The sequence below is a fragment of the Polynucleobacter sp. QLW-P1DATA-2 genome, from assembly GCF_001870365.1.
Lineage (GTDB): Bacteria > Pseudomonadota > Gammaproteobacteria > Burkholderiales > Burkholderiaceae > Polynucleobacter.
The window spans coordinates 897688-919008 of record NZ_LZMQ01000003.1 but is presented as its reverse complement, the minus strand read 5'-3'; the positions used below and the strand labels follow the sequence as shown (position 1 = coordinate 919008).

The 21321-nt window shown below is 46.9% G+C and carries 23 protein-coding genes and 1 tRNA gene; 4 read left to right on the top strand and 20 right to left on the bottom strand.

The window, feature by feature from the left end; all coding sequences use genetic code 11:
- Positions 1-31 precede the first annotated feature (31 nt).
- The 3 genes from A9236_RS07365 to uvrC form a co-directional block, all read right to left on the bottom strand.
- Positions 32-107, bottom strand: a tRNA-Gly gene (locus tag A9236_RS07365).
- Between the two features lie 115 nt (positions 108-222).
- The gene (pgsA, locus tag A9236_RS07360) at positions 223-798 is read right to left on the bottom strand and encodes a CDP-diacylglycerol--glycerol-3-phosphate 3-phosphatidyltransferase (RefSeq protein WP_071464750.1); all 576 of its coding nucleotides are present in this window, start codon (positions 796-798) and stop codon (positions 223-225) included.
- A 34-nt stretch (positions 799-832) separates the two neighbouring features.
- A complete protein-coding gene (gene uvrC / locus A9236_RS07355; protein ID WP_071464749.1) occupies positions 833-2749 on the bottom strand; it encodes an excinuclease ABC subunit UvrC in 1917 nt (638 codons plus the stop codon).
- Here uvrC and earP point away from each other — a divergent pair.
- Both earP and efp read left to right on the top strand, forming a co-directional pair.
- Positions 2748-3818, top strand: coding sequence for an elongation factor P maturation arginine rhamnosyltransferase EarP (earP, locus tag A9236_RS07350; RefSeq protein WP_071464748.1), 1071 nt, complete (start codon positions 2748-2750; stop codon positions 3816-3818). The two genes, uvrC and earP, sit on opposite strands and share 2 nt — an antisense overlap.
- 87 nt (positions 3819-3905) lie before the next feature.
- On the top strand, positions 3906-4466 hold the full coding sequence (gene efp, locus A9236_RS07345; protein WP_071464747.1) for an elongation factor P: 561 nt from the start codon (positions 3906-3908) through the stop codon (positions 4464-4466).
- Between the two features lie 74 nt (positions 4467-4540).
- Here the strand turns inward: efp and nagZ are convergent, their stop codons facing one another.
- From nagZ to A9236_RS07260, 17 genes are all read right to left on the bottom strand, one after another.
- Complete coding sequence (gene nagZ / locus A9236_RS07340) at positions 4541-5617, bottom strand: beta-N-acetylhexosaminidase (protein WP_071464746.1); 1077 nt, start codon at positions 5615-5617, stop codon at positions 4541-4543.
- Positions 5618-5664: 47 nt separating this feature from the next.
- Positions 5665-6057 (bottom strand): holo-ACP synthase, encoded by a 393-nt coding sequence (acpS, locus tag A9236_RS07335; RefSeq protein WP_083393436.1) that lies wholly within the window; start codon positions 6055-6057, stop codon positions 5665-5667.
- A 14-nt stretch (positions 6058-6071) separates the two neighbouring features.
- Entirely contained in the window at positions 6072-6839 is a 768-nt protein-coding gene (gene pdxJ / locus A9236_RS07330; RefSeq protein WP_071464744.1) for a pyridoxine 5'-phosphate synthase, read from the bottom strand.
- Between the two features lie 12 nt (positions 6840-6851).
- A complete protein-coding gene (gene recO, locus A9236_RS07325) occupies positions 6852-7586 on the bottom strand; it encodes a DNA repair protein RecO (RefSeq protein ID WP_071464743.1) in 735 nt (244 codons plus the stop codon).
- Between the two features lie 6 nt (positions 7587-7592).
- The gene (gene era / locus A9236_RS07320; protein WP_236638828.1) at positions 7593-8486 is read right to left on the bottom strand and encodes a GTPase Era; all 894 of its coding nucleotides are present in this window, start codon (positions 8484-8486) and stop codon (positions 7593-7595) included.
- 44 nt (positions 8487-8530) lie between these two features.
- Positions 8531-9322, bottom strand: a complete 792-nt coding sequence (gene rnc, locus A9236_RS07315) for a ribonuclease III (protein ID WP_071464741.1) — start codon at positions 9320-9322, stop codon at positions 8531-8533.
- A 6-nt stretch (positions 9323-9328) separates the two neighbouring features.
- Positions 9329-10135 (bottom strand): signal peptidase I, encoded by an 807-nt coding sequence (gene lepB, locus A9236_RS07310; RefSeq protein WP_071464740.1) that lies wholly within the window; start codon positions 10133-10135, stop codon positions 9329-9331.
- Positions 10135-11940 carry a translation elongation factor 4 gene (gene lepA / locus A9236_RS07305; protein WP_071464739.1) on the bottom strand — a complete coding sequence of 602 codons (1806 nt, stop codon included), beginning with the start codon at positions 11938-11940 and terminating at the stop codon, positions 10135-10137. Before lepA ends, lepB begins: the two co-directional genes overlap by 1 nt.
- 137 nt (positions 11941-12077) lie before the next feature.
- Positions 12078-13523 carry a Do family serine endopeptidase gene (locus A9236_RS07300; RefSeq protein ID WP_071464738.1) on the bottom strand — a complete coding sequence of 482 codons (1446 nt, stop codon included), beginning with the start codon at positions 13521-13523 and terminating at the stop codon, positions 12078-12080.
- Between the two features lie 51 nt (positions 13524-13574).
- Positions 13575-14822 (bottom strand): beta-ketoacyl-ACP synthase II, encoded by a 1248-nt coding sequence (gene fabF, locus A9236_RS07295; protein ID WP_071464737.1) that lies wholly within the window; start codon positions 14820-14822, stop codon positions 13575-13577.
- A 21-nt stretch (positions 14823-14843) separates the two neighbouring features.
- Positions 14844-15083 carry an acyl carrier protein gene (gene acpP, locus A9236_RS07290; RefSeq protein ID WP_071464736.1) on the bottom strand — a complete coding sequence of 80 codons (240 nt, stop codon included), beginning with the start codon at positions 15081-15083 and terminating at the stop codon, positions 14844-14846.
- Positions 15084-15184: 101 nt separating this feature from the next.
- Positions 15185-15928, bottom strand: coding sequence for a 3-oxoacyl-ACP reductase FabG (fabG, locus tag A9236_RS07285; protein ID WP_071464735.1), 744 nt, complete (start codon positions 15926-15928; stop codon positions 15185-15187).
- A gap of 26 nt (positions 15929-15954) precedes the next feature.
- Positions 15955-16890, bottom strand: a complete 936-nt coding sequence (fabD, locus tag A9236_RS07280) for an ACP S-malonyltransferase (protein WP_071464734.1) — start codon at positions 16888-16890, stop codon at positions 15955-15957.
- Positions 16891-16941: 51 nt separating this feature from the next.
- Positions 16942-17928, bottom strand: coding sequence for a beta-ketoacyl-ACP synthase III (locus A9236_RS07275; protein ID WP_071464733.1), 987 nt, complete (start codon positions 17926-17928; stop codon positions 16942-16944).
- Complete coding sequence (gene plsX / locus A9236_RS07270) at positions 17925-18938, bottom strand: phosphate acyltransferase PlsX (protein WP_071464732.1); 1014 nt, start codon at positions 18936-18938, stop codon at positions 17925-17927. Before plsX ends, A9236_RS07275 begins: the two co-directional genes overlap by 4 nt.
- 83 nt (positions 18939-19021) lie before the next feature.
- Complete coding sequence (rpmF, locus tag A9236_RS07265) at positions 19022-19201, bottom strand: 50S ribosomal protein L32 (RefSeq protein ID WP_011902241.1); 180 nt, start codon at positions 19199-19201, stop codon at positions 19022-19024.
- A gap of 105 nt (positions 19202-19306) precedes the next feature.
- Positions 19307-19882, bottom strand: coding sequence for a YceD family protein (locus tag A9236_RS07260; RefSeq protein WP_071464731.1), 576 nt, complete (start codon positions 19880-19882; stop codon positions 19307-19309).
- Between the two features lie 41 nt (positions 19883-19923).
- Between A9236_RS07260 and A9236_RS07255 the strand changes: the two genes are divergently transcribed.
- Together A9236_RS07255 and A9236_RS07250 are read left to right on the top strand one after the other, a co-directional pair.
- The gene (locus A9236_RS07255) at positions 19924-20532 is read left to right on the top strand and encodes a Maf family nucleotide pyrophosphatase (RefSeq protein ID WP_071464730.1); all 609 of its coding nucleotides are present in this window, start codon (positions 19924-19926) and stop codon (positions 20530-20532) included.
- 3 nt (positions 20533-20535) lie between these two features.
- Positions 20536-21306 (top strand): SAM-dependent methyltransferase, encoded by a 771-nt coding sequence (locus tag A9236_RS07250; protein ID WP_071464729.1) that lies wholly within the window; start codon positions 20536-20538, stop codon positions 21304-21306.
- The last annotated feature ends 15 nt before the right edge of the window (positions 21307-21321 follow it).

The following is a 21321-nucleotide window of genomic DNA, read 5'->3' as shown; positions in this document are numbered from 1 at the left end:
TGGGAAGCTTTTTAGGGCTTCCCATCGAACTTGGAGCGGGAAAGGAGGTTCGAACTCCCGACCTATACCTTGGCAAGGTATCGCTCTACCAGCTGAGCTATTCCCGCATAACAGGGCGATAGTTTAACAAACAATCGAACAGAAAGCATTATTCCCTGTAAAACTGAAAAATTAAGTACATTGAATACCCCGCCAAGCCATGCCAGACGGGCATATATGGGGTTAGTCGATTTTGCCTGCTAATTGTGGCAGCGCTTTTTTGAGGTAATAAAACATCGACCAAAGGGTTAAGAATGCGGCAACCCAAATCAACCAGGTGCCAATCTTGGCGCAATTTAACCACCCAAATAAGGTGTCATTGAGCAATAAAAAAGGGATTGCGACTAACTGCGCAGTTGTTTTTAACTTACCCACCATGTGTACGGCGACACTTTTACCAGCACCCAATAAAGCCATCCACTCTCTCAAAGCAGAGATCGTGATTTCGCGACCGATGATTACTAGAGCAACCCAGACTTGGACGCGATCCATATTGAGCAACACCAATAATGCCGCTGCAACAATGAGTTTATCGGCAACAGGATCTAAGAATTGGCCAAAAGCGGATTCTTGTTTTAAGCGACGAGCTAAGAAACCATCAAGCCAATCAGTGATTGCAGCAGAAACAAAGATGACCGCAGCAATCAAATTTTTATCGAAAGAGGTAAGCCAATCACTAGGGAGATAAAAAACAGCCACAAGCAATGGAATTGCTGCTACACGCAACCAAGTTAGGGCGATAGGTAGATTAAATGGCATGAGATAAGCATAAACCAATTATCAGAAATCAAAGCTAGTGCAATTGACGATAAATTTGCTCTGCCAGGGTGAGCGATACCCCTTCAACGCTAGCAATCTCTTCGATACTGGCATTGGCTACCCCTTTTAGACCACCAAAGCGCGCAAGCAGCTTCTGACGGCGTTTGGCACCAATGCCCTCAATCTCCTCAAGACGAGAGACCGTTCTGGCTTTTGCGCGCTTGGCACGCATGCCGGTGATTGCAAAACGATGAGCCTCATCTCGAATCTGCGCTACCAATAACAGTGCTGCGCTATCAATACCTAACTCGAGGGCCTGCCGACCATCGGCAAAGATGAGCGTCTCCAAGCCAACTTTGCGACCCTCTCCTTTAGCGACACCAACAATCAGACTGATATCCATGCCAAATTCTGAAAGGACTTGCCTAGCCATTTCAACTTGGCCCTTGCCACCATCGATCAAAATGACTTGTGGCATTTTTTCGGGTGGAAGCTCTTGGAAATTGGCATACCGTCTTTGCAAGACTTGACGCATCGCTGCATAGTCATCACCAGGTGTGATGTCATTAATATTGAAACGGCGATACTCGCCCGATTGCATTGCATTCTTAGCGTACACCACGCATGATGCTTGGGTAGCCTCACCTGAAGTGTGGCTGATATCAAAACACTCGATACGTAAATGTTCTAAGCCCTCAAGATCAAGACTCAAAATATCGACTAAAGCTCGTGCTCTAGCTAGCTGGCCACCCGTCTCTACTAAACGTTTTGTTAAGGCGATCTTGGCGTTACCTTCTGCCATGGCCAACCAGTGACGACGCTGACCTTGAGGCTGATGCAAGAAAGTAATCTTTTTACCAGCCTGAGCATTTAATAAATCATGCAGATCATCTGGAGCCTCCTCATTAGGCTCACTGACATCATCACTTATTGAATGCAAGGAATGATTCATCACTAAAACAGGAGGAATGAGATTCGTTGTGGGCCCATCCTTGCCATCCACTTCATCTAAGTAGTGTTGTGCAATAAAGGCTTCCAAAATTTCTGCAGGGGGTGGGAGCTCACCCGAAGCAGTTCGTAAACCCTTGGGGAAATAAGCTCTGTCACCTAAGTGGCGGCCACCGCGGACCATCGCAAGGTTCACACAAACCATGCCTTCCATCTGTGCAACGGCAATGATGTCAACATCACCCTCACCTTCAGCAACGGCATCCATCGATTGCTGTTGCAGGACGCTAGAGAGATCTGCGATACGGTCGCGCAATACTGCTGCCATTTCAAATTCCATGGCATCACTATGTGCATGCATTTCTTTTTCGAGCTCTGAGAGCACCCTGCCATGGTCGCCTTCCAAAAAGCGAGTGGCTTGCGCTACGTCTTGGCCATATTGCTCCACACTAAGCCTACCCACACAAGGGGCACTGCAGCGGTGAATCTGATGCAAGAGGCAAGGACGACTACGATTCTTAAAGACCGAGTCTTCACATGTTCTGAGGCGAAATACTTTTTGTAGAATTTGCACGCTATTGCGTACTGCCCATGAGTTGGGGAATGGGCCAAAGTAATGATTGCGTTTATCTACTTTGCCGCGATAAGAGGCTAGCCTAGGAAATTGATGTCCCGTCAACATCACATAAGGGTATGACTTATCGTCCCTAAATAAGATATTGAACGGTGGAGCCAACTCTTTGATGAGATTGTTCTCTAGAATGAGGGCTTCGGTTTCGGTCCGTGTTACTGTTGTTTCATAGCGAGCGATTTTGCCCACCATTAACGCTATTCGTGGTGATAGCTGCTTGCTCTGAAAATAACTGGATACCCGTTTTTTAAGGTGGCGCGCTTTGCCTACATATAAGATGTTTCCCGCCTCATCAAAGAAGCGATATACCCCCGGTAATCCGGGTAGCCGTTTAACATCCTGCTGAAGGGTTTCAAAAAGCGAATTGCTCATGCGTTGGGATATTTTCTGTCAAATCGTAGACAACTATGGTGATGCCGGTGTTTGCTGGCGTCTAGCCCGAAGCTTATCAAGCCTTCATGGCCAAGAGGTACGCATTTTCTGCGACGACCTACCAACCCTCAATTTACTCGCTTCTGGTGTTGATCCTGCAATTAAGCAAAAAATTGACCTTCAGCCTTGGGAGGCTAGCTTTAGTAATGCGAGACATCCCGTGCAAACCCCTGATGTTGTCATCGAAGCCTTTGGCTGTGAATTACCAGAGCGCTATCTAGCCAGTCTTTTTATTGCCCCTATCAAGCCGATCATTATCAACCTTGAGTACTTAAGTGCAGAACCTTGGATAGTGGACTTTCATGCAAAGGCATCCCCTCAATCGCACGGCATTGCAAAATATTTTTTCTTCCCTGGATTTCAGGATCAGGCTGGCGGCATCCTGGTAGACCCCATTCCACCAGAGGGCGCAATAGTAAGCAATCAAATTCCACATGACTTAAAAGAGATCTGGTCCAGGCTGCGAGTGGATACAAAACGTATCAGCATTTTTTGCTACCCAGGTGCGCCATTACGTAAATGGTTAACAGACCTCGGCTCTCTTGGTGAAAATATTGATGTCTTACTAACACATGGTCATGTAGAACTGCTCAACCTCTATGGCGAGCAACCTATTGAATTACCCCCCAATCTCCAATTAATCCCCATGCCTTTCGTATCCCAAGATGAGTACGACTGGGTGTTATCGCAATGCGATTTCAATATTGTTCGTGGCGAGGACTCTTTTGTGCGTGCGCAATTGGCAGGCAAACCATTTATTTGGCATATTTACCCTCAAGAGGATCGCGCTCATGAAGTGAAGTTGGCTGCCTTTTTAGACCTTTACCTCGAAGAAGCCAATCAAGAGTTGAGACTAGCCACCATTGCCGCAATGACATGGGCTATGCCCTCTGAATGGTTTAAAACATTAGATGCCTGGAATACCCATTCCAAAGCCTGGCGCACCCAATTGCTCGAAAAACAAGGGGATGGCGGCCTAGCAGCCCGTCTACTGGGGTTTGTTGCCTAAGACCAAGCAATAAAGGCTTGCGGGCGGTTACAATCTTGTTTTTGATAAAAACCGCAGAAAAATCACTCTGCACCCAGGAATAGCAAGATGAAAACAGCACAAGAACTCCGCGTTGGTAACGTAGTCATGATTGGCACTGATGCCCAGGTCGTTTTAAAGGCCGAATATAGCCGCTCTGGCCGCAACTCTTCAGTTGTAAAAATGAAATTTAAGAACTTGTTAACTGGTGCGCCAAACGAAGGCGTTTACAAAGCCGATGACAAATTTGATGTCGTAATCCTCGAGAAGAAAGATTGCACCTACTCTTATTTCGCAGATCCAATGTATGTATTCATGGATGGTGATTACAACCAGTATGAAGTTGAGGCTGAGTTCATGGGTGATGCATTGAACTATCTCGAAGAAAGCATGCCTTGTGAAGTAGTGTTCTACGAAGGTAAAGCACTCTCCGTTGCAATGCCTAACTCGCTCGTTCGCGAAATCATTTACACAGAGCCAGCAGTCAAGGGCGATACCAGCTCAGGCAAAGTATTAAAGACTGCAAAATTAGCTACCGGCTATGAATTGCAAGTTCCCTTGTTCTGTAACACTGGCGACAAGATCGAAATTGATACTCGTACTGGCGAATACCGTAGCCGCGCCAACTAATTAGCAAGCTACCGCTGTTAAAAAGCCCGGCATGCCGGGCTTTTTTATTGTCATCAAAACTGGAATCACATAGTTCAAGAGATTAACTTGAACTGCTTCAGCAAACCTTTGGCATGTTGGTATTCCGCTTCTTTTTGCAACTCATCCCACGACAAAGCTGATGAAGCAGGTATCAAACGATTTAAGCGTGTGGCTGACTCTGCTTGTTTTTTCTTAGTGACCTTCAGCTTACCTAGCAACTGATCCGCCAAGTCAGGGCGATTACAAATTAATACTGCATCGCATCCAGCATCTAGTGCCATTTCTGCACCCTTCACTACCGAACCAGCGACACTAGCACCCTCCATCGAGAGGTCATCACTAAAGATAACGCCTTCAAAACCCAACTCTTGACGCAAGATGGAGTGCAACCAAATCTGAGAGAAGCCCGCTGGATTTTGATCCACCTGTGGATAAATCACATGCGCTGGCATGACGGCTGCCAAACTCAAATCTAACCACTCATAAGGTTTAGCATCATCATTCAAAATTTCAGATAAGGAGCGCTCATCCACCGGAATAGCCACATGTGAGTCTGCCTCAGCCCAACCATGACCTGGAAAGTGCTTGCCACAGTTAGCCATACCGCCAAGCCGCAAGCCTTCATTCAAACTCTTGGCCAATGCAAACACAATTTGAGGATCGCGACTAAATGACCGATCGCCAATCACACCACTACGACCAAAATCTAAGTCCAGTACAGGCGTAAAACTGAAGTCAACACCACAAGCACGTAACTCAGTAGCAAGCACATAACCGCAGGCAGTAGCAGCAGCCATCGCTAAGGCAGCAGATTCCGCCGCGTGCGTGGAATCATTCTTTGCACTCCAAAGTTCTCCAAGTTTGCGCATCGCTGGTAGGTGGGTAAAGCCGTCAGTTTTGGCGCGCTGCACTCGACCGCCCTCGTGATCAATCGAGATCAGCACATCGGAGCGAAGTTTTTTGATATCAGCTGTTAATTTAGTCAGCTGCTTGCGATTAGCAAAGTTCCGGCCAAACAAGATGACGCCACCAGTTAGAGGATGCAGGATACGACGGCGATCCTCTGCGTTTAAAACCTGACCTACGACATCTAATGTGATTGGGCCTGGATTCATGGTGGATTTACTCATCTCTTCCTCTATCTCGATTGCATTTATTTTTGTAGATTGGTTTTTGCTTATTTCTGAGTAACGATGACATGAGCAATGGCCATATCTTGTTCATCACTCACCGTCACTTGTGCTTCCCAATTTTTCTCTTGCATAAACTGAGCTAAGGCTCCGAGATAGCTAGTGACAGGCTTACCACTGGGTTCATTGAGAGTTTGCAATGAGCGCCATGTCATCGGCATTCTCATTCCTAAACCGATGGCTTTTGAGAAAGCCTCTTTGGCAGCAAAACGCGTAGCTAAAAATGCAATGCCGCGTTTGTGATTTCTGACCAAACGATGTTTGAAGACCAGCATTTCATCTGGGCCCAAAATCTTTTCAGCCAAACGGCCATTAGTGCGATCGTATGCTGCTTGCAAGCGCCCAATCTGCAGAATGTCTGTACCAATGCCGATGATCATCAATATTTAAGTAATTAAAGAGGGTGAATATGATCTTGATGACGACCGCGAACCATTAAGGCCTTCATATCCTCAATCGCATTTTGCCAGCCCTTAAATAAAGCTTCGGCAACAATTGCATGGCCAATGTTCAATTCAGATAATTCTTCGATAGCGGCGATAGGCATCACATTGCCCTCATGCAAACCATGGCCAGCATTGACTCGCAGACCAATACTTTTAGCAAATTGCGCTGCTTTACGAATACGCCCTAATTCCTTGCTTTGCTCTGTACCAGATAAATCGGCATAACGACCAGTATGCAACTCAACAACCGTGGCGCCCACATCCTTAGCTGCCTGAATCTGCTTTTCTTCTGGATCAATAAATAGTGAAACCCGAATATCTGCATCTTGCAGTTGCTTAGTCGCTGCCTTAACTGCGTCAAATTTTCCTAAAACATCCAGACCGCCTTCGGTAGTTACCTCTTCACGCTTCTCTGGAACAAGGCAAACATCATGTGGCTTAACCTTGCAAGCAATGTTCAGCATTTCTGAAGTCACAGCGCACTCGAGATTCATACGAGTCTTGATGAGTGGGCGTAGCGCTAATAAATCTGCATCTTTAATATGGCGCCTATCTTCGCGTAAGTGCAAAGTAATTAGATCTGCACCCGCTTCTTCGGCTAGCTTTGCCGCTTTTAATGGATCTGGATACACGGTGCCTCGCGCATTACGCAAAGTGGCAACGTGATCGATATTGATGCCGAGCTCTAAGGCATTCGGGGCAACTAGGGCTGTCATGACAGTAGATTACTAGATTTTCTTCAAATCAATCAAAATTTGACGAGTCGTTAGGACTTGATCCTGTAGGTGCAGTCCCAGTAGGAAGCGCATTAGCTGCTTACTCTCTGAAAGGGTCTGTGCATCCGAAAAATCTCCTGCAGCAATGGCAAGCAAAGATTGCCCCTTCAAGACCGGCCAATGCCCCGGGTCATCGCCCTGAGCCGGACGCACCCCTCGCTCCGGTTGATACACGTATTGTGTTTGAGAATCAGGGGCTTGATTGGTCTCAACGCAACGGTCAAGAGCTGCTGCATAACCCGTTTCTTGTAATAGCGATAACTCAAAAGGACGCAGAATTTCTTCTAAACCTTTAGATTCAAACTCCAGATTCGATAAAGCATTAATCGTTTCTGCATAACGATCGTAGAGTTTTTCGTATTCGTCTTCGCGCGCCAAAAACTTGACGAGTAATTCATTGAGATAGAAACCACAGAGGAGTGCATCACCAACTAAGGAGGGCATGCCCCCAACCCACTCTGACTTTGTAAGCGTACGTAACTCAGACTTACCACTCCAAGATACTAAGAGTGGCTGAAAGCGTTGTAAGACTGGACGTAATACTGAATGAGGGCGTTTCGCACCCTTCGCAATTAAGGCCATGCGGCCATATTGCCGCGTAAAGACATCCAGAATTAAGCTGGTCTCTTTATAGGGAATACTATGCAATACAAAAGCAGGTTCGTCAGCAACACGAATCGAAGCCATAGGAATTTATTCCAGACCCTGAGCCCGCAACTCAGCGCGATCATCGGCCCATCCACGCTTCACTTTGACCCAAGTCTCTAGAAAGACTTTGCCATCGAAGAGTTTTTCCATATCAATGCGTGCATCAGTTGAGATCTTTTTAAGACGCTCACCCTTTTGACCAATAATCATGGCCTTATGGCTATCACGGTCAACCAAAATAGTTGCAGCAATGCGACGCATCTTGCCATCCATCTTGAATTGATCAATTACTACCGTAGAGGTGTAAGGCAACTCCTCGCCAGTAAACCTAAATACCTTCTCACGCAAGATCTCAGCAGCTAAGAAGCGCTCACTGCGATCAGTAATCGTATCGCCATCGTATACAGCCTCAGCTTCTGGCAAATAGCCCTCAAGCACATCTAGGAGGCGCTCAATATCACCAGGACTCTTTGCGCTCATCGGAACGATTTCTGCAAACTCACACTTTTGATCTTCATGACCGCCTAACTCACACCAAGGCTTGGACATCTCCTTCATAAAGTTGAGCAACGCCTGGTCACGTTCAGATGGTGTCTGAAAGCGGCTATTAAATAAATCCAGCTTATTTAAAACCAGCACCACTGGTAGATCATCCGGTAGCAGCTTTAATACTTTTTTATCATCTTCGCCAAAGTAACCAGCCTCAACTACAAAGCAAGCCACATTCACATCTTGCAGGGCAGTAGTAACCGTCCGGTTCAATGCTTTATTAAGTGTGTTCATCAAACGCGTCTGAAAACCTGGCGTATCAATAAAGATGAACTGGGCTTCTTCGCGATTCTGAATCCCTAAAATTCGGTGACGGGTAGTTTGTGCTTTGCGTGAAGTAATACTGATCTTTTGACCAACCAATGCATTAAGCAGTGTTGATTTGCCCATATTGGGACGCCCAACAATGGCGATAGTGCCGCATCTAAACACGATTAGCCCTTCAGCTTAAGATTTAACTGCTCTTCGGTCGCTTCTTTCTTTGCTGCTTTTTTCTTAGCCGACCGTGTTTTCTTGGGTTTGCGAGATTCTTGTGGCAATGCTTTTAAGACTGCTGCCAATGCTGTCTTCGCGGCCGACTGCTCGGCAGCACGGCGTGAGGCGCCCTCACCTTTAACCGCCACCTTCAAACTAGGAATGACACACTCTACTTCGAATTGCTGGTTGTGTGCAGCACCCGTTGTGCCAGTCACGTTATAGGTAGGCAATGGCAATTGATAACTTTGCAAACATTCCTGTAAGAGCGTCTTGTCATCTTTACCTAAGGTCTTAGGATCAACTTGCGCCAAGATGACTGAGTAGAGTTTGCGCAGACAGGCCTTAGCTGCATCAAAACCGCCATCCAAAAAGATAGCGCCTGTGACGGCCTCTAAGGTGTCAGCCAAAATAGAGGGGCGACGGAAGCCCCCACTCTTGAGTTCACCCTCGCCTAAACGCAGATGATCAGATAAAGATAAGGTTTGAGCAATTTCATAGAGAGCCTGCTGCTTGACTAAGTTCGCGCGCACACGAGAGAGATCGCCCTCATCCAAATCGGAGTAGCGCTCATAAAGTAAATCTGCAACTACACAGTTGAGAATTGAATCACCTAAAAACTCTAAGCGCTCGTTATTCTTCTTACTATGACTGCGGTGAGTCAGGGCTTGGTTTAAGAGCTCAGGCTTCTTAAAGGTATAACCGAGGCGCTCTTGTAGCGATCCGGTTTCGATAACGGCGCGGGCGTTCATGATTTTTTACTGAAAGCCGCCAATACGGCCTAGATTACCCAGGTTGAGCCAGACAAAGAATGCTCTACCCACAATATTCTTGTCGGGCACAAACCCCCAATAACGAGAATCAGCACTGTTATCACGGTTATCCCCCATGGCAAAGTAATGCCCTGCAGGAACCTTGCAAGTTAAACCAGATGGTTGGTATTGGCAAAACTCAGCGCCTGGAAAACGCTCAGTCGGAAATACTGTTGCAGGACGATCAGGATCATTCAGAATCTCATGACGATTACCGCCCAAATCTGTTGGGAAAGTTTCTGTATAGCGTTTGGCGTAACGCATATTCTCAGGATCGAGATAGGGCTCGCCACCGCTATATTGCAAAGGCTGACCGTTGATGGTCAAACGTTTGTCTTCATAAGCAATGACATCACCAGGCAAAGCCACTACGCGCTTGATGTAATCCACAGACTCGTCTCGTGGGTAACGGAACACAATCACATCGCCCCGTTTCGGAGATCCTAAATCCACTACCTTTTGATTGAGGACTGGCAAACGAATGCCATAGGTGAATTTATTTACCAAAATAAAGTCGCCAATCTGCAATGTGGGGATCATGGAGCCCGATGGAATCTTGAAGGGCTCAACAATGAAAGAGCGCAATACGAAGACTGTGCAAATCACCGGGAAAAATCCTGCGGTGTATTCCAGCCATAAAGGCATGCGATCGATACCAGCCAGTTTGCGTTGAGGCGCAAAGTACAACTTATCGGCAAGCCATGCAATACCAGAAACAATCACCAGAATAAAGAGAATGAGAGCGAAGTTCATTAATCTTCTACCTGCAAAATAGCCAAGAAGGCTTCTTGTGGAATCTCCACGTTTCCAACTTGCTTCATACGTTTCTTACCTTCTTTTTGCTTCTCTAATAACTTGCGTTTACGAGAGATATCACCACCGTAACACTTTGCCAAGACGTTCTTACGCAATGCTTTCACGTTTTCACGGGCAACAATATTGCTACCAATTGCCGCCTGAATGGCCACATCAAACATCTGACGCGGAATAATGCCGCGCATCTTAGCAACTACTTCACGACCGCGATGTTGACTATTGCTTCTGTGCACAATTACAGAAAGCGCGTCAACCCGCTCGCTATTAATCAGGATATCCACCTTCACCACGTCTGCTGGACGATATTCTTTGAACTCATAATCCATTGAAGCGTAACCGCGTGAAATGGATTTCATTTTGTCAAAAAAGTCCAAAACAATCTCGGCCATCGGCAATTCATAGGTGAGCTTGACCTGGCGACCTAGGTAGTTCATATCCATCTGAATGCCACGCTTACCAACACACAAAGTAATAATCGCGCCCACGTACTCCTGGGGCATATACAAATTCACTGTCACGATAGGTTCAAGAATCGTATTGATCTTGCTAGCCTCTGGCATCTTGGAGGGATTGTCTACTAAGATCACAGACCCATCAGATTGCTCAACCTGGTACACCACCGTTGGAGCGGTAGTGATGAGATTCATGTCGTACTGGCGCTCTAAGCGCTCTTGCACAATCTCCATGTGAAGCAAACCTAAGAAGCCACATCGGAAACCAAAACCAAGGGCCTGAGATACTTCTGGCTCGTATAAGAGTGAAGCATCATTGAGCTGAAGTTTTTCCAGTGATTCACGCAGCTGATCGTATTCACTCGATTCAACCGGATATAAACCAGCAAACACTTGTGGCTTCACCTCTTTAAAACCAGGTAGCGGCTCACTAGCAGGAACTCGCCCTTGCTGTCCTGGAGAATGTGTAACGGTATCGCCCACCTTCGCAGCTTTTAATTCTTTAATACCAGCAATGACAAAACCAACCTGACCAGCAGATAACTCAGGGCGGTCTACTGACTTTGGACTAAACACGCCTACGTGTTCAACTAAATGGCTTGAACCATTGGCCATTAAGGTAATTTTTTCTTTAGGCTTTAAGGTCCCATTGACAACCCGCACCAGCATAACAACGCCTACGTAGTTGTCAAACCAAGAGTCAATGATGAGACATTGCAATGGGTCCGCTGCATTGCCTTTTGGCGGAGGAACTCTAGCAATCATCTCTTCGATGACATCAACAACTCCCAGGCCTGTTTTAGCTGAGCATGTGACCGCTTCGGATGCATCAATACCAATGACATCTTCAATTTCTTTTTTTGCACGCTCAGGATCAGCTTGAGGCAAGTCGATCTTATTGAGTACCGGCACAACCTCAACACCCAACTCTAGGGCCATGTAGCAGTTAGCAACTGTTTGTGCTTCAACGCCTTGACTTGCATCCACTACCAACAAAGCACCTTCGCAAGCAGATAAAGAGCGACTGACTTCATAAGAGAAGTCGACGTGTCCTGGGGTATCAATCAGATTGAGGTTATAAATCTTGCCATCTTTAGCTTTGTAATTTAACGCTGCTGTTTGGGCTTTAATGGTGATGCCACGTTCACGTTCAATATCCATTGAATCGAGAACTTGAGCTTCCATTTCGCGATCAGAGAGACCGCCGCAATGTTGAATAATGCGATCAGCGAGCGTGGATTTGCCGTGATCAATGTGGGCGATGATAGAAAAATTGCGGATTAAATCCATAGCGTCTTAATAAGTCATTCAAGAAAACGCCTTGTCAGAACGCACCACAATGATGCGCTGCAAAAAGTCGTCTTAAGAGGATTGTAATGGGTGGCGCCCAAAAGGCACCAAACCCCATTTTTTGGCCTAAAAAGGGCTTATTTTGGCCTTACAGGGATGACCAAAGTACTGTCGGCACGGCGTATAAAGACCGGAACAGCCTTATTGGCATCAAGGCCTTTAACTAGGGCCTCAAACTGCTTTACCCCTGAAATATCAGCATCTGCCACCCGAATAATGACATCGCCTGGACGAACGCCAGCCCGAGCTAAAGGACCGTCGCTCAGGCCTGTGACCTCAACCCCACCCTTAATATTCAAATCCTTCTTTTTGGCATCCGATAGTTCGCTGACATTAACCCCAAATATATTGGCCGAGGAAACACTGGCCGCAGGAACATCGGATTTCTTATTCGCCACTTGAGAAGATTCGCCGTCCGTAACAGTGACAGCCAAATCGCGCGTGCCACCTTTACGCCATACCTGAACTTGCACTGTTGTGCCAGGCTTAGTATCCCCAACCACCCTAGGCAGGTCAGTTGCTTTGGTAATGTCATGCCCATTGAAAGTCAGAATTACATCACCAGCTTCAATGCCTCCAGCTGCTGCGGGCCCACCAGCATCAACATTACGCACATATGCGCCACGAGGTTTACCCAAGCCTAAGCTCTCAGCAACCTCTTTAGTCATTTCACCTAAAGCAACACCAATACGGCCACGTGTCATTTTTCCATTCGTACGCAACTGATCAGCAACACGCATCGCTTCATCAATTGGAATTGCAAATGAGATTCCCATGTAGCCACCAGAGCGACTAAAGATTTGGGAGTTGATGCCAATCACCTGCCCAGCAGTATTGAGCAAGGGTCCGCCAGAGTTGCCTGGATTGACGGCAACGTCAGTCTGAATAAAGGGTAAATAGTCCCCAGTGTCGCGACTCTTAGCGGAGACAATGCCCGCCGTCACCGTGTTCTCAAGACCAAATGGAGAGCCAATTGCCAGAACCCACTCACCTACTCGTACTCTAGATGAGTCACCTAAAGGTAGTCTTGGTAAATCACGCGCATCAATTTTGACAACCGCTACATCCGTCCGTTTATCCATGCCTAATAACTTAGCTTTGAATTCGCGCTTATCCGTTAAGGTGACATAAATAGTTGTCGCGCCCTCAACCACGTGCGCATTCGTGAGAATCAAACCGTTCGATTCAATAATGAATCCTGAGCCGACACCACGATCAGCTTCTTGTGGTTTTCCTGGTGCAGGCTGCACTTGCTTTGGACCATTGGGAATACCGGGAATAGGAACACCAAAGAAGCGACGGAAAAATTCTGCTTGATCTTCAGGAAGACCTGGAATTCCGCCTTGCTGTTGAACCATGACTTTTTCGGTGGTGCGGATATTAACTACCGCAGGACTTGCGCGCTCAACTAAATCCGCAAAATCTGGGATGCTTACCCGAGGGCTTTCCGCCAATGCAACAGGAATAAATAAAGGCTGGCCCAGACTCAAAATAGCCAAGAGCGCAATAAAGTGCTTTTTCATAATGCTATCGACCTACTTGGTAAAAACCAAAAAATGGAGATAAAGAGAATATTAGGTCAGCTTACCAAAAATCAAGGTGCCGTTAGTACCACCAAAGCCAAAGTTGTTTTTGACCGCATGCTCAATCTTCACATCCCGGGCAGTATTGGCGCAGTAGTCCAAATCACACTCTGGGTCTTGATTGAAGATATTGATGGTTGGTGGTGATTTCTGGTTATGGAGAGCCAGAATCGTGAAAACTGACTCCAAGCCTCCAGCACCACCCAAAAGGTGACCTGTCATGGACTTAGTGGAGTTGATAAGAGCCTTCTTAGCATGATCGCCAAGGGCTGCTTTGATCGCTTCGGTTTCGTTCTTGTCACCCAAAGGCGTAGAAGTACCGTGAGCATTCAAATACTGAATTTGATCTGGATTTAATTTAGCATCGCGCATTGCATTGACCATGCAGCGACGTGGACCATCCATATTTGGTGCGGTCATGTGATACGCATCACCACTCATGCCAAAGCCAAGGAGCTCGCAATAAATTTTTGCACCGCGCGCCTTAGCGTGCTCGTACTCTTCTAGCACCACTACGCCAGCACCTTCACCAAGAACAAAACCATCACGGTCTTTATCCCAAGGACGTGAAGCAGTGGCAGGATCGTCATTGCGAGTAGATAGCGCTCTTGCAGAAGCAAAGCCACCAACACCTAATGCAGAAATAGTAGATTCAGCACCGCCAGCAACCATCACATCCGCATCGCCATACTGAATTAAACGCGCAGCCAAACCAATGCTGTGCAATCCAGTAGTGCATGCGGTCACTGCAGCAACGTTTGGACCTTTAAGGCCAAACAAAATACTGAGATGACCAGAGATCATATTGATGATGGAGCCTGGAACGAAGAATGGTGAAATACGACGAGGGCCACGAGCCAGAAGCTCGGCGCCAGTCTCTTCAATCATTGGCAAACCGCCAATGCCGGAGCCAACCATCACACCAACACGCTCGGCGTTTTGCTCGGTAATTTCTAGACCGCTGTCACGAATCGCTTGCGTGCCCGCAGCGATACCGAAATGGATAAAGGTATCCATGTGGCGCGCTTCTTTGGCAGAAACATATTCTTCGACATTGAAATCTTTGACCTCACCAGCGAAATGAACGCTCAGTGGTGTATGGTCAAACTTAGTGATCGTAGCAATGCCCGATTTGCCCGCGAGCAAATTGGACCAAGCTACGTCAACTGAATTACCAACAGGTGAGATAAGACCAAGGCCGGTGACTACTACCCGGCGTCGGCCGTTTGATACTGACACAGTAATACCTAGACTAGGGAATTAACCCTGAGCTTTTGATTGTGCGAAGTCGATCGCGAGCTGAACTGTGGTGATCTTTTCAGCTTCCTCATCAGGAATCTCGATGCCGAATTCATCTTCCAAAGCCATAACCAGCTCAACAGTGTCAAGAGAGTCAGCGCCTAAGTCGTTCACAAAAGAAGATTCATTCTTGATATCTCCTTCGGCGACGCCTAATTGCTCAGCGACGATTTTCTTAACGCGTTGTTCGATGTTGTCCATTAATTTCCCCAGGGGTTGTAAAAAACGATGGAAGGATTTTATCAGTTTGGCGGACCGAATTAGCAAATTCGCCTAAAAATGACTAAATCCTTGCTTTGCCGTTAGGCTAAATAGAGTCCGCCATTGACGTGTAGGGTATTACCGGTAATGTAAGCAGCGGCTGGGGAGGCCAAAAAGGCCACCGCCTGGGCTACATCTTCAGGGCTACCTAAGCGAGCCAAAGGAATGTTCACTTTTAGTGCATTTTGCTGTTCTTCACTCAAAGCGCGTGTCATATCCGTATCAATAAAGCCAGGCGCCACACAGTTAACAGTGATATTGCGGCTACCAATTTCACGAGCCAAAGCTCGAGTCATACCTGAAACACCCGCTTTTGCAGCAGCGTAATTCAACTGCCCAGCGTTACCCATATGTCCTACGATTGAAGTGATATTGATAATGCGCCCACCTTTTACCTTCATCATAGGGCGCAAAACAGCTTGAGACAATCGGAACACAGAGCTCAAATTGGTATCAATCACATCAGTCCACTCTTCAGACTTCATGCGCATTGCTAAGTTGTCACGTGTGATGCCAGCGTTGTTCACCAAGATATTGATGCCACCATACTCTTTGACAATGTGATCGATGATTTCTTCGCAAGCATTCGGTGCAGTGACATTCAAAACCAAACCAGCGCCGCCGGAAGCTTTCAATCTCTCATCAATTGCTTTGGCACCGCTCTCCGAGGTTGCAGTACCAATCACCTTGGCCCCGCACTTGACTAACTCATCTGCAATCGCCTGACCAATACCGCGAGAGGCACCTGTAACCAAGGCAATTTGTCCACTTAAGTCGAGATTCATATTTATCTTCCGCTATATCGATAGTTTTATTTCAGGCTGGCGAGCACTTCATTCAAGCTAGCCTCATCAAATACTGGCACTCCAGTAACTTGATCATTAATACGCTTCGTAAGTCCAGCCAATACTTTGCCGGGACCACACTCCACCACTTGAGTCACACCTTGCGCAGCCATTGCTTGAATTGTTTCTTGCCAGCGCACAGGTTTAGATGCTTGACGCACTAATGCATCCTTAATGGCAATCGGGTCACTCAAGATTTCCACATCAACGTTGTTAATCACGGAAATTATTGGCGCTTTAAATTCGATATTCGCCAAGTAGCCCTTCAGCTTTTCAGAGGCTGGCTGTAATAAAGAAGAATGAAATGGTGCGGAAACTGGTAGTGGCAATGCCCGTTTTGCGCCAGCTACTTTTAAGAGTTCACAGGCTTTAGTGACCGCTTCACTTGCACCGGCAATCACCACTTGACCAGGCGCATTGAAATTGACTGCCTCAACTACTCCGCCCGATGCAAGGCTTGCTTCAGCACAGACCTGGATTACGGCTGCATCGTCTAGGCCAAGAATAGCCGCCATGCCACCAGTACCTACTGGTACTGCTGTTTGCATTGCCTCTGCACGAAAGCGCACTAAAGGAACGGCATCTTTAAATGAGATCACACCTGCTGCAACCAAAGCAGAATACTCGCCAAGACTATGGCCTGCCATGACTTTTGGAGCGCTACCGCCAGCTGCTAACCAAGCCCGATAAAAAGCGACTGCAGCAGTCAACATGACTGGCTGTGTATTGGTTGTCAAAGACAATGCCTCTGCAGGCCCTTCAGCAATCAGTTTTGCGACATCCTCACCTAAAGCATCAGAAGCCTCTTGCAAGGTTGCGAGAACTTCGGGGCGCTCAGAAATCGAATTGAGCATACCAACCGATTGAGAGCCTTGGCCTGGGAATACGAATGCAAATGTCATGAGATTAATTTACTAAAAATAAAAATAGGATGAATGCACATTGATACTGAATTAATACTTTAGAGCAACTGCTCCCCACGCAAAGCCGCCACCAACACCCTCTAACAAGAGATGCTGGCCTCGTTGAATTTGACCGGAACGAACACCCGCATCTAAAGCCAGTGGAATAGATGCGGCGGAAGTATTGCCATGCTCATGCACAGTAACGATGACCTTATCCATCGACATACCCATCTTTTTAGCGGTGCCTTCCATGATGCGGATATTTGCTTGATGTGGCACTAACCAATCAATTTGCTCTGGCTTGAGATTGGCTTTTTCCAAAACCTCATGCGCCACTTGCTCTAAGACCTTCACGGCCAACTTAAATACTGCCGGACCATCCATGGTCATAAACGGGGAGCCGTGTACTGAACCGTTACCAGCACGCCCAGGAACACATAAAATATCGCGTTGACTACCATCAGCATGTAATGCGGTAGACAAAATACCAGGCTCACTTGAAGCCTCTAGCACTACTGCTCCAGCACCATCACCGAACAGCACACAAGTGCCACGATCTTGAAAATCTAAGATACGAGAGAATGTTTCTGCGCCAATCACCAATACTTTTTTATACGACCCACAACGGATAAATGCGTCCGCTGTAGCAAGCGCATAAGTAAAACCTGCACAAACTGCTTGCACATCAAATGCAGCACAGTTAGTGTGGGCACCCAATTTATCTTGCACCACACAGGCGGTACTTGGAAAACCACCCAAGTGATCAGGTGTAGAGGTTGACAGAATGATGAGGTCCAAGTCTCCTGAAGTGATGCCAGCACTGCTTAAGGCTGATTGCGCTGCTTTCACAGCAAGATCACTGGTGAGTTCATTTTCTGCAGCAAAGTGACGCGCAGAAATACCGCTGCGAGTAGTAATCCACTCATCACTAGTCTCCAAACCCGATTTAGCGAGACGCTCAACTAAATCATGGTTGGTTAATCGTTGTGCAGGTAGGTAGCTACCCGTTCCAGCCACTCTTGCAAAAATACTCATTCTTTTGTCTCCGCCACAAAGGCTGCGGCAATTCTTTCGACCATGCGGTTTTTCGCTGCTTCATACGCACGATCTAAGGCAAAGCCAAATCCAAAACGATCAGCAGAGCCATGGCTCTTAATTACGCAACCGCGTAAACCTAACAATACAGCACCGTTATAGCGACGATGATCAACGCGTTTGCGAACACGCAACAAAGGCACCATCGCACAAATAGCCATCAATTTGGTCAAGATGGAGCGATTAAATTCTTCACGAATGAGGCCGCTCATCATTTTTGCCAAACCTTCGCTAGCTTTCAAAACAACATTACCCACAAAACCATCACACACCACAATATCAGTAGTGCCTTTAAAGATGTCGTTACCTTCGACGTTGCCGTAAAAGTTTAAATTGGTCTGACGCAATAACTCACTTGTTTGCTTCACTACCTCGTTACCTTTGATCACCTCTTCACCAATATTGAGAAGGCCGATCGAAGGGTTTTGTTTACCATCCACCACCTGCACCATCACGTTTGCCATTTGTGCAAACTGAACCAAATGCATTGGCTCACAGTCGGCATTAGCACCAAGATCCAACATGGTTGTGCCACGTCCTAATTCATTGGGGATGGCAGTAGCAATCGCAGGGCGATCAACGCCTTCGAGAGTTTTTAAGATGTAGCGAGAGATCGCCATGAGCGCGCCAGTATTACCGGAAGAGATCACCGCATCAGCAGCGCCTTCTTTCACTTGCTCAATGGCAACCCGCATAGAAGAATCTTTTTTGCGACGCAAAGCAACCTCAATGGGGTCATCCATCAATACCACTTCGCTCGCTGCAATAATTTGAATGCGCTCCATCGGAGCTTTGGGGGATTTGCTCAAGACTTGCTTGATCAACTCGGGATCGCCTACTAGAGCAATCTTGACATCAGGATGTTTTTCCAGAAAATCGCAGGCGGCAGGAACCGTCACGACGACTCCATGATCTCCGCCCATGGCATCAATAGCAAGAGTTACGCTCATAAACTAATTGATTGCTGCAATTGATTTATCCAAGAAAAAAGCGGCCTTAACTTGAGCCGCTTCTATCTGTTTAGACTAAAAAATTAGTCGTTTTTAGTTTTAACAACTTTACGACCACGGTAGTAGCCGTTTGGTGAAATGTGGTGGCGCAAATGAGCCTCACCAGTTGTGGCTTCAACAGCCGTAGCAGGTGCGGTCAAAAAGTCGTGCGCACGGTGCATGCCACGTTTGGAAGGTGATTTTTTGTTTTGTTGAACGGCCATATTGAACTCCTAAGCAAGGCGATATTCTAGCATGGAAAAGCGTCTAAATGCTTGATTTATCGATCAAGGGTACTCTGAACAACAATCACTACAAAGGCTGACTTTTCAGTTTTTCTTCATATTTTTCAATATGTTAAAGGGATTTTCCCGCTCTACAGGCGCCTCTTCATCGTCCTCCACCCCAAAAACAGAGGCGTGGGGTTCGCAAAAGCCCTCAGGATGCTTTGGAATCAAGGGGATAGAGAGCAAAACCTCGTCCTCAATGGTTTCTAGAAGGTTAAATTGCTGGCTTACGACCAAAGGCTCCTGCTCTTCATCCTCAAGAGGAAAGTCCTCAGCCTCTTCCTCGGTGGTAACGAGGATAAAGCGGCGCTTTTCATCTAAATCGATCGCACAATCCTGTAAACAGCGCTGACAAATGAGGTGAAGACGCCCTTCTAGGCCCAAATTGAGGATTTGGCGAGGCTCCGCACCCGGGGAATCTTCAAAATGGGTCTCTAGCTCCCAATGAAATCCATCTCCCGAAACAACCGTTGATGCTTCTTCAGCCAATCTAGGAAGGTCTGAGATGCTTAAAAAACCAGCACCCTTATAGGATTGTGGGGCACAGAAATCGACTCGCTTTAAAGCGCTCGGATCCGCCGATAACTGAACTTGAGGTAAAACTTGATTACGATTCATGGCATCAGTCTAAATCAAGGCATCCAAGAAAGTCAGCATCAATGAGTAACTCAACCAATTCGCCTCAAAACCCAATTTTGATATTGGGGTCTACTTCGGTATATCGAAGAAAGCTGCTAAAGCGTCTGCGCATTCCGTTTGAAGTGATCTCCCCAAAAGTAGATGAGACACCTCTCACCGGCGAGAGCACTTTCGATTTAGCGCTACGACTTGCACACGCAAAAGCGACTGCTGTTGCTAAACAGCACCCGAATGCTTGGGTGATTGGCTCCGATCAAGTGGCCGATCTTTGCGGTGCTGCAATTGGTAAGCCCGGTAATTTTGAAAGAGCGATGGCACAACTTCAACTCATGCGCGGCCAAACAGTCACCTTCCATACAGCGCTATGTTTAATGAAGGGTGATGTACAAACTACCTTGAGCGTGCCGACCGAAGTCACATTTCGCAAACTCTCAGATGAAGTATTGGAAAGCTATTTGCTTACTGAAGAGCCTTACGACTGTGCAGGTAGCGCTAAGTCAGAAGGTCTCGGCATCAGCCTACTTGAATCCATCAAGAGCGATGACCCAACTGCTCTTATCGGCTTGCCACTCATTGCTCTAACGGGCTTGCTGCGTGATGCTGGTTTTGTAATTCCATCAAAGAAATAATTTATGGCAAAGCTCGGCACACTCTATTTAGTTCCCAATACCTTAGGTGATGATGCCCGGACCGAGCAGCTACCTTGGGTCTTGCCAAGTGAAACGATTACTTGCACAGCCAAGCTCAAACACTGGATTGTGGAAGATGCAAAAACGGCACGCGCTTTATTAAAAGCGGTTGATAGCATCTCACCATTGGCTTGCACGATTCAAGAAATGAAAATGAGCGAGTGGCGTGGTGCTGCGCGTAATGCGAAGTATGGCGACTCGGTGAAGCCAGCCGATTTATTAAAACCATTACTTGCTGGAAATGACATGGGCCTCATGTCTGAAGCAGGTGTTCCAGGCGTTGCCGATCCAGGCGCTGAATTGGTTCTTGCTGCGCACAAACTGGGGGCTCAGGTGAAGCCCTTGGTTGGTCCAAGCTCCATTTTATTGGGCCTGATGGCCAGCGGCCTCAATGGTCAACGCTTTGCTTTTCAGGGCTATTTACCGCATGACACGCATGAGCGCAGTGCCAAGCTCAAGCAAATAGAGCTTGAGTCTCGAAAATTACAGCAAACCCAAATTTGGATTGAGACTCCTTATCGCAACACCGCAATGCTAATGGCTTGCATGAATTCATTAGCACCTCAAACACTTTTATGTCTTGGCGTTGATCTCAGTCTTCAATCTGAAATGATTACCACCCTATCGATTGCAGACTGGCGCAAGCGCTATCCAAATGAAGCGGCCTGCGCGCCACTACAAAATAGGCCAACGGTATTTCTACTATTGGCCTAGATGAGGGACTCTTTT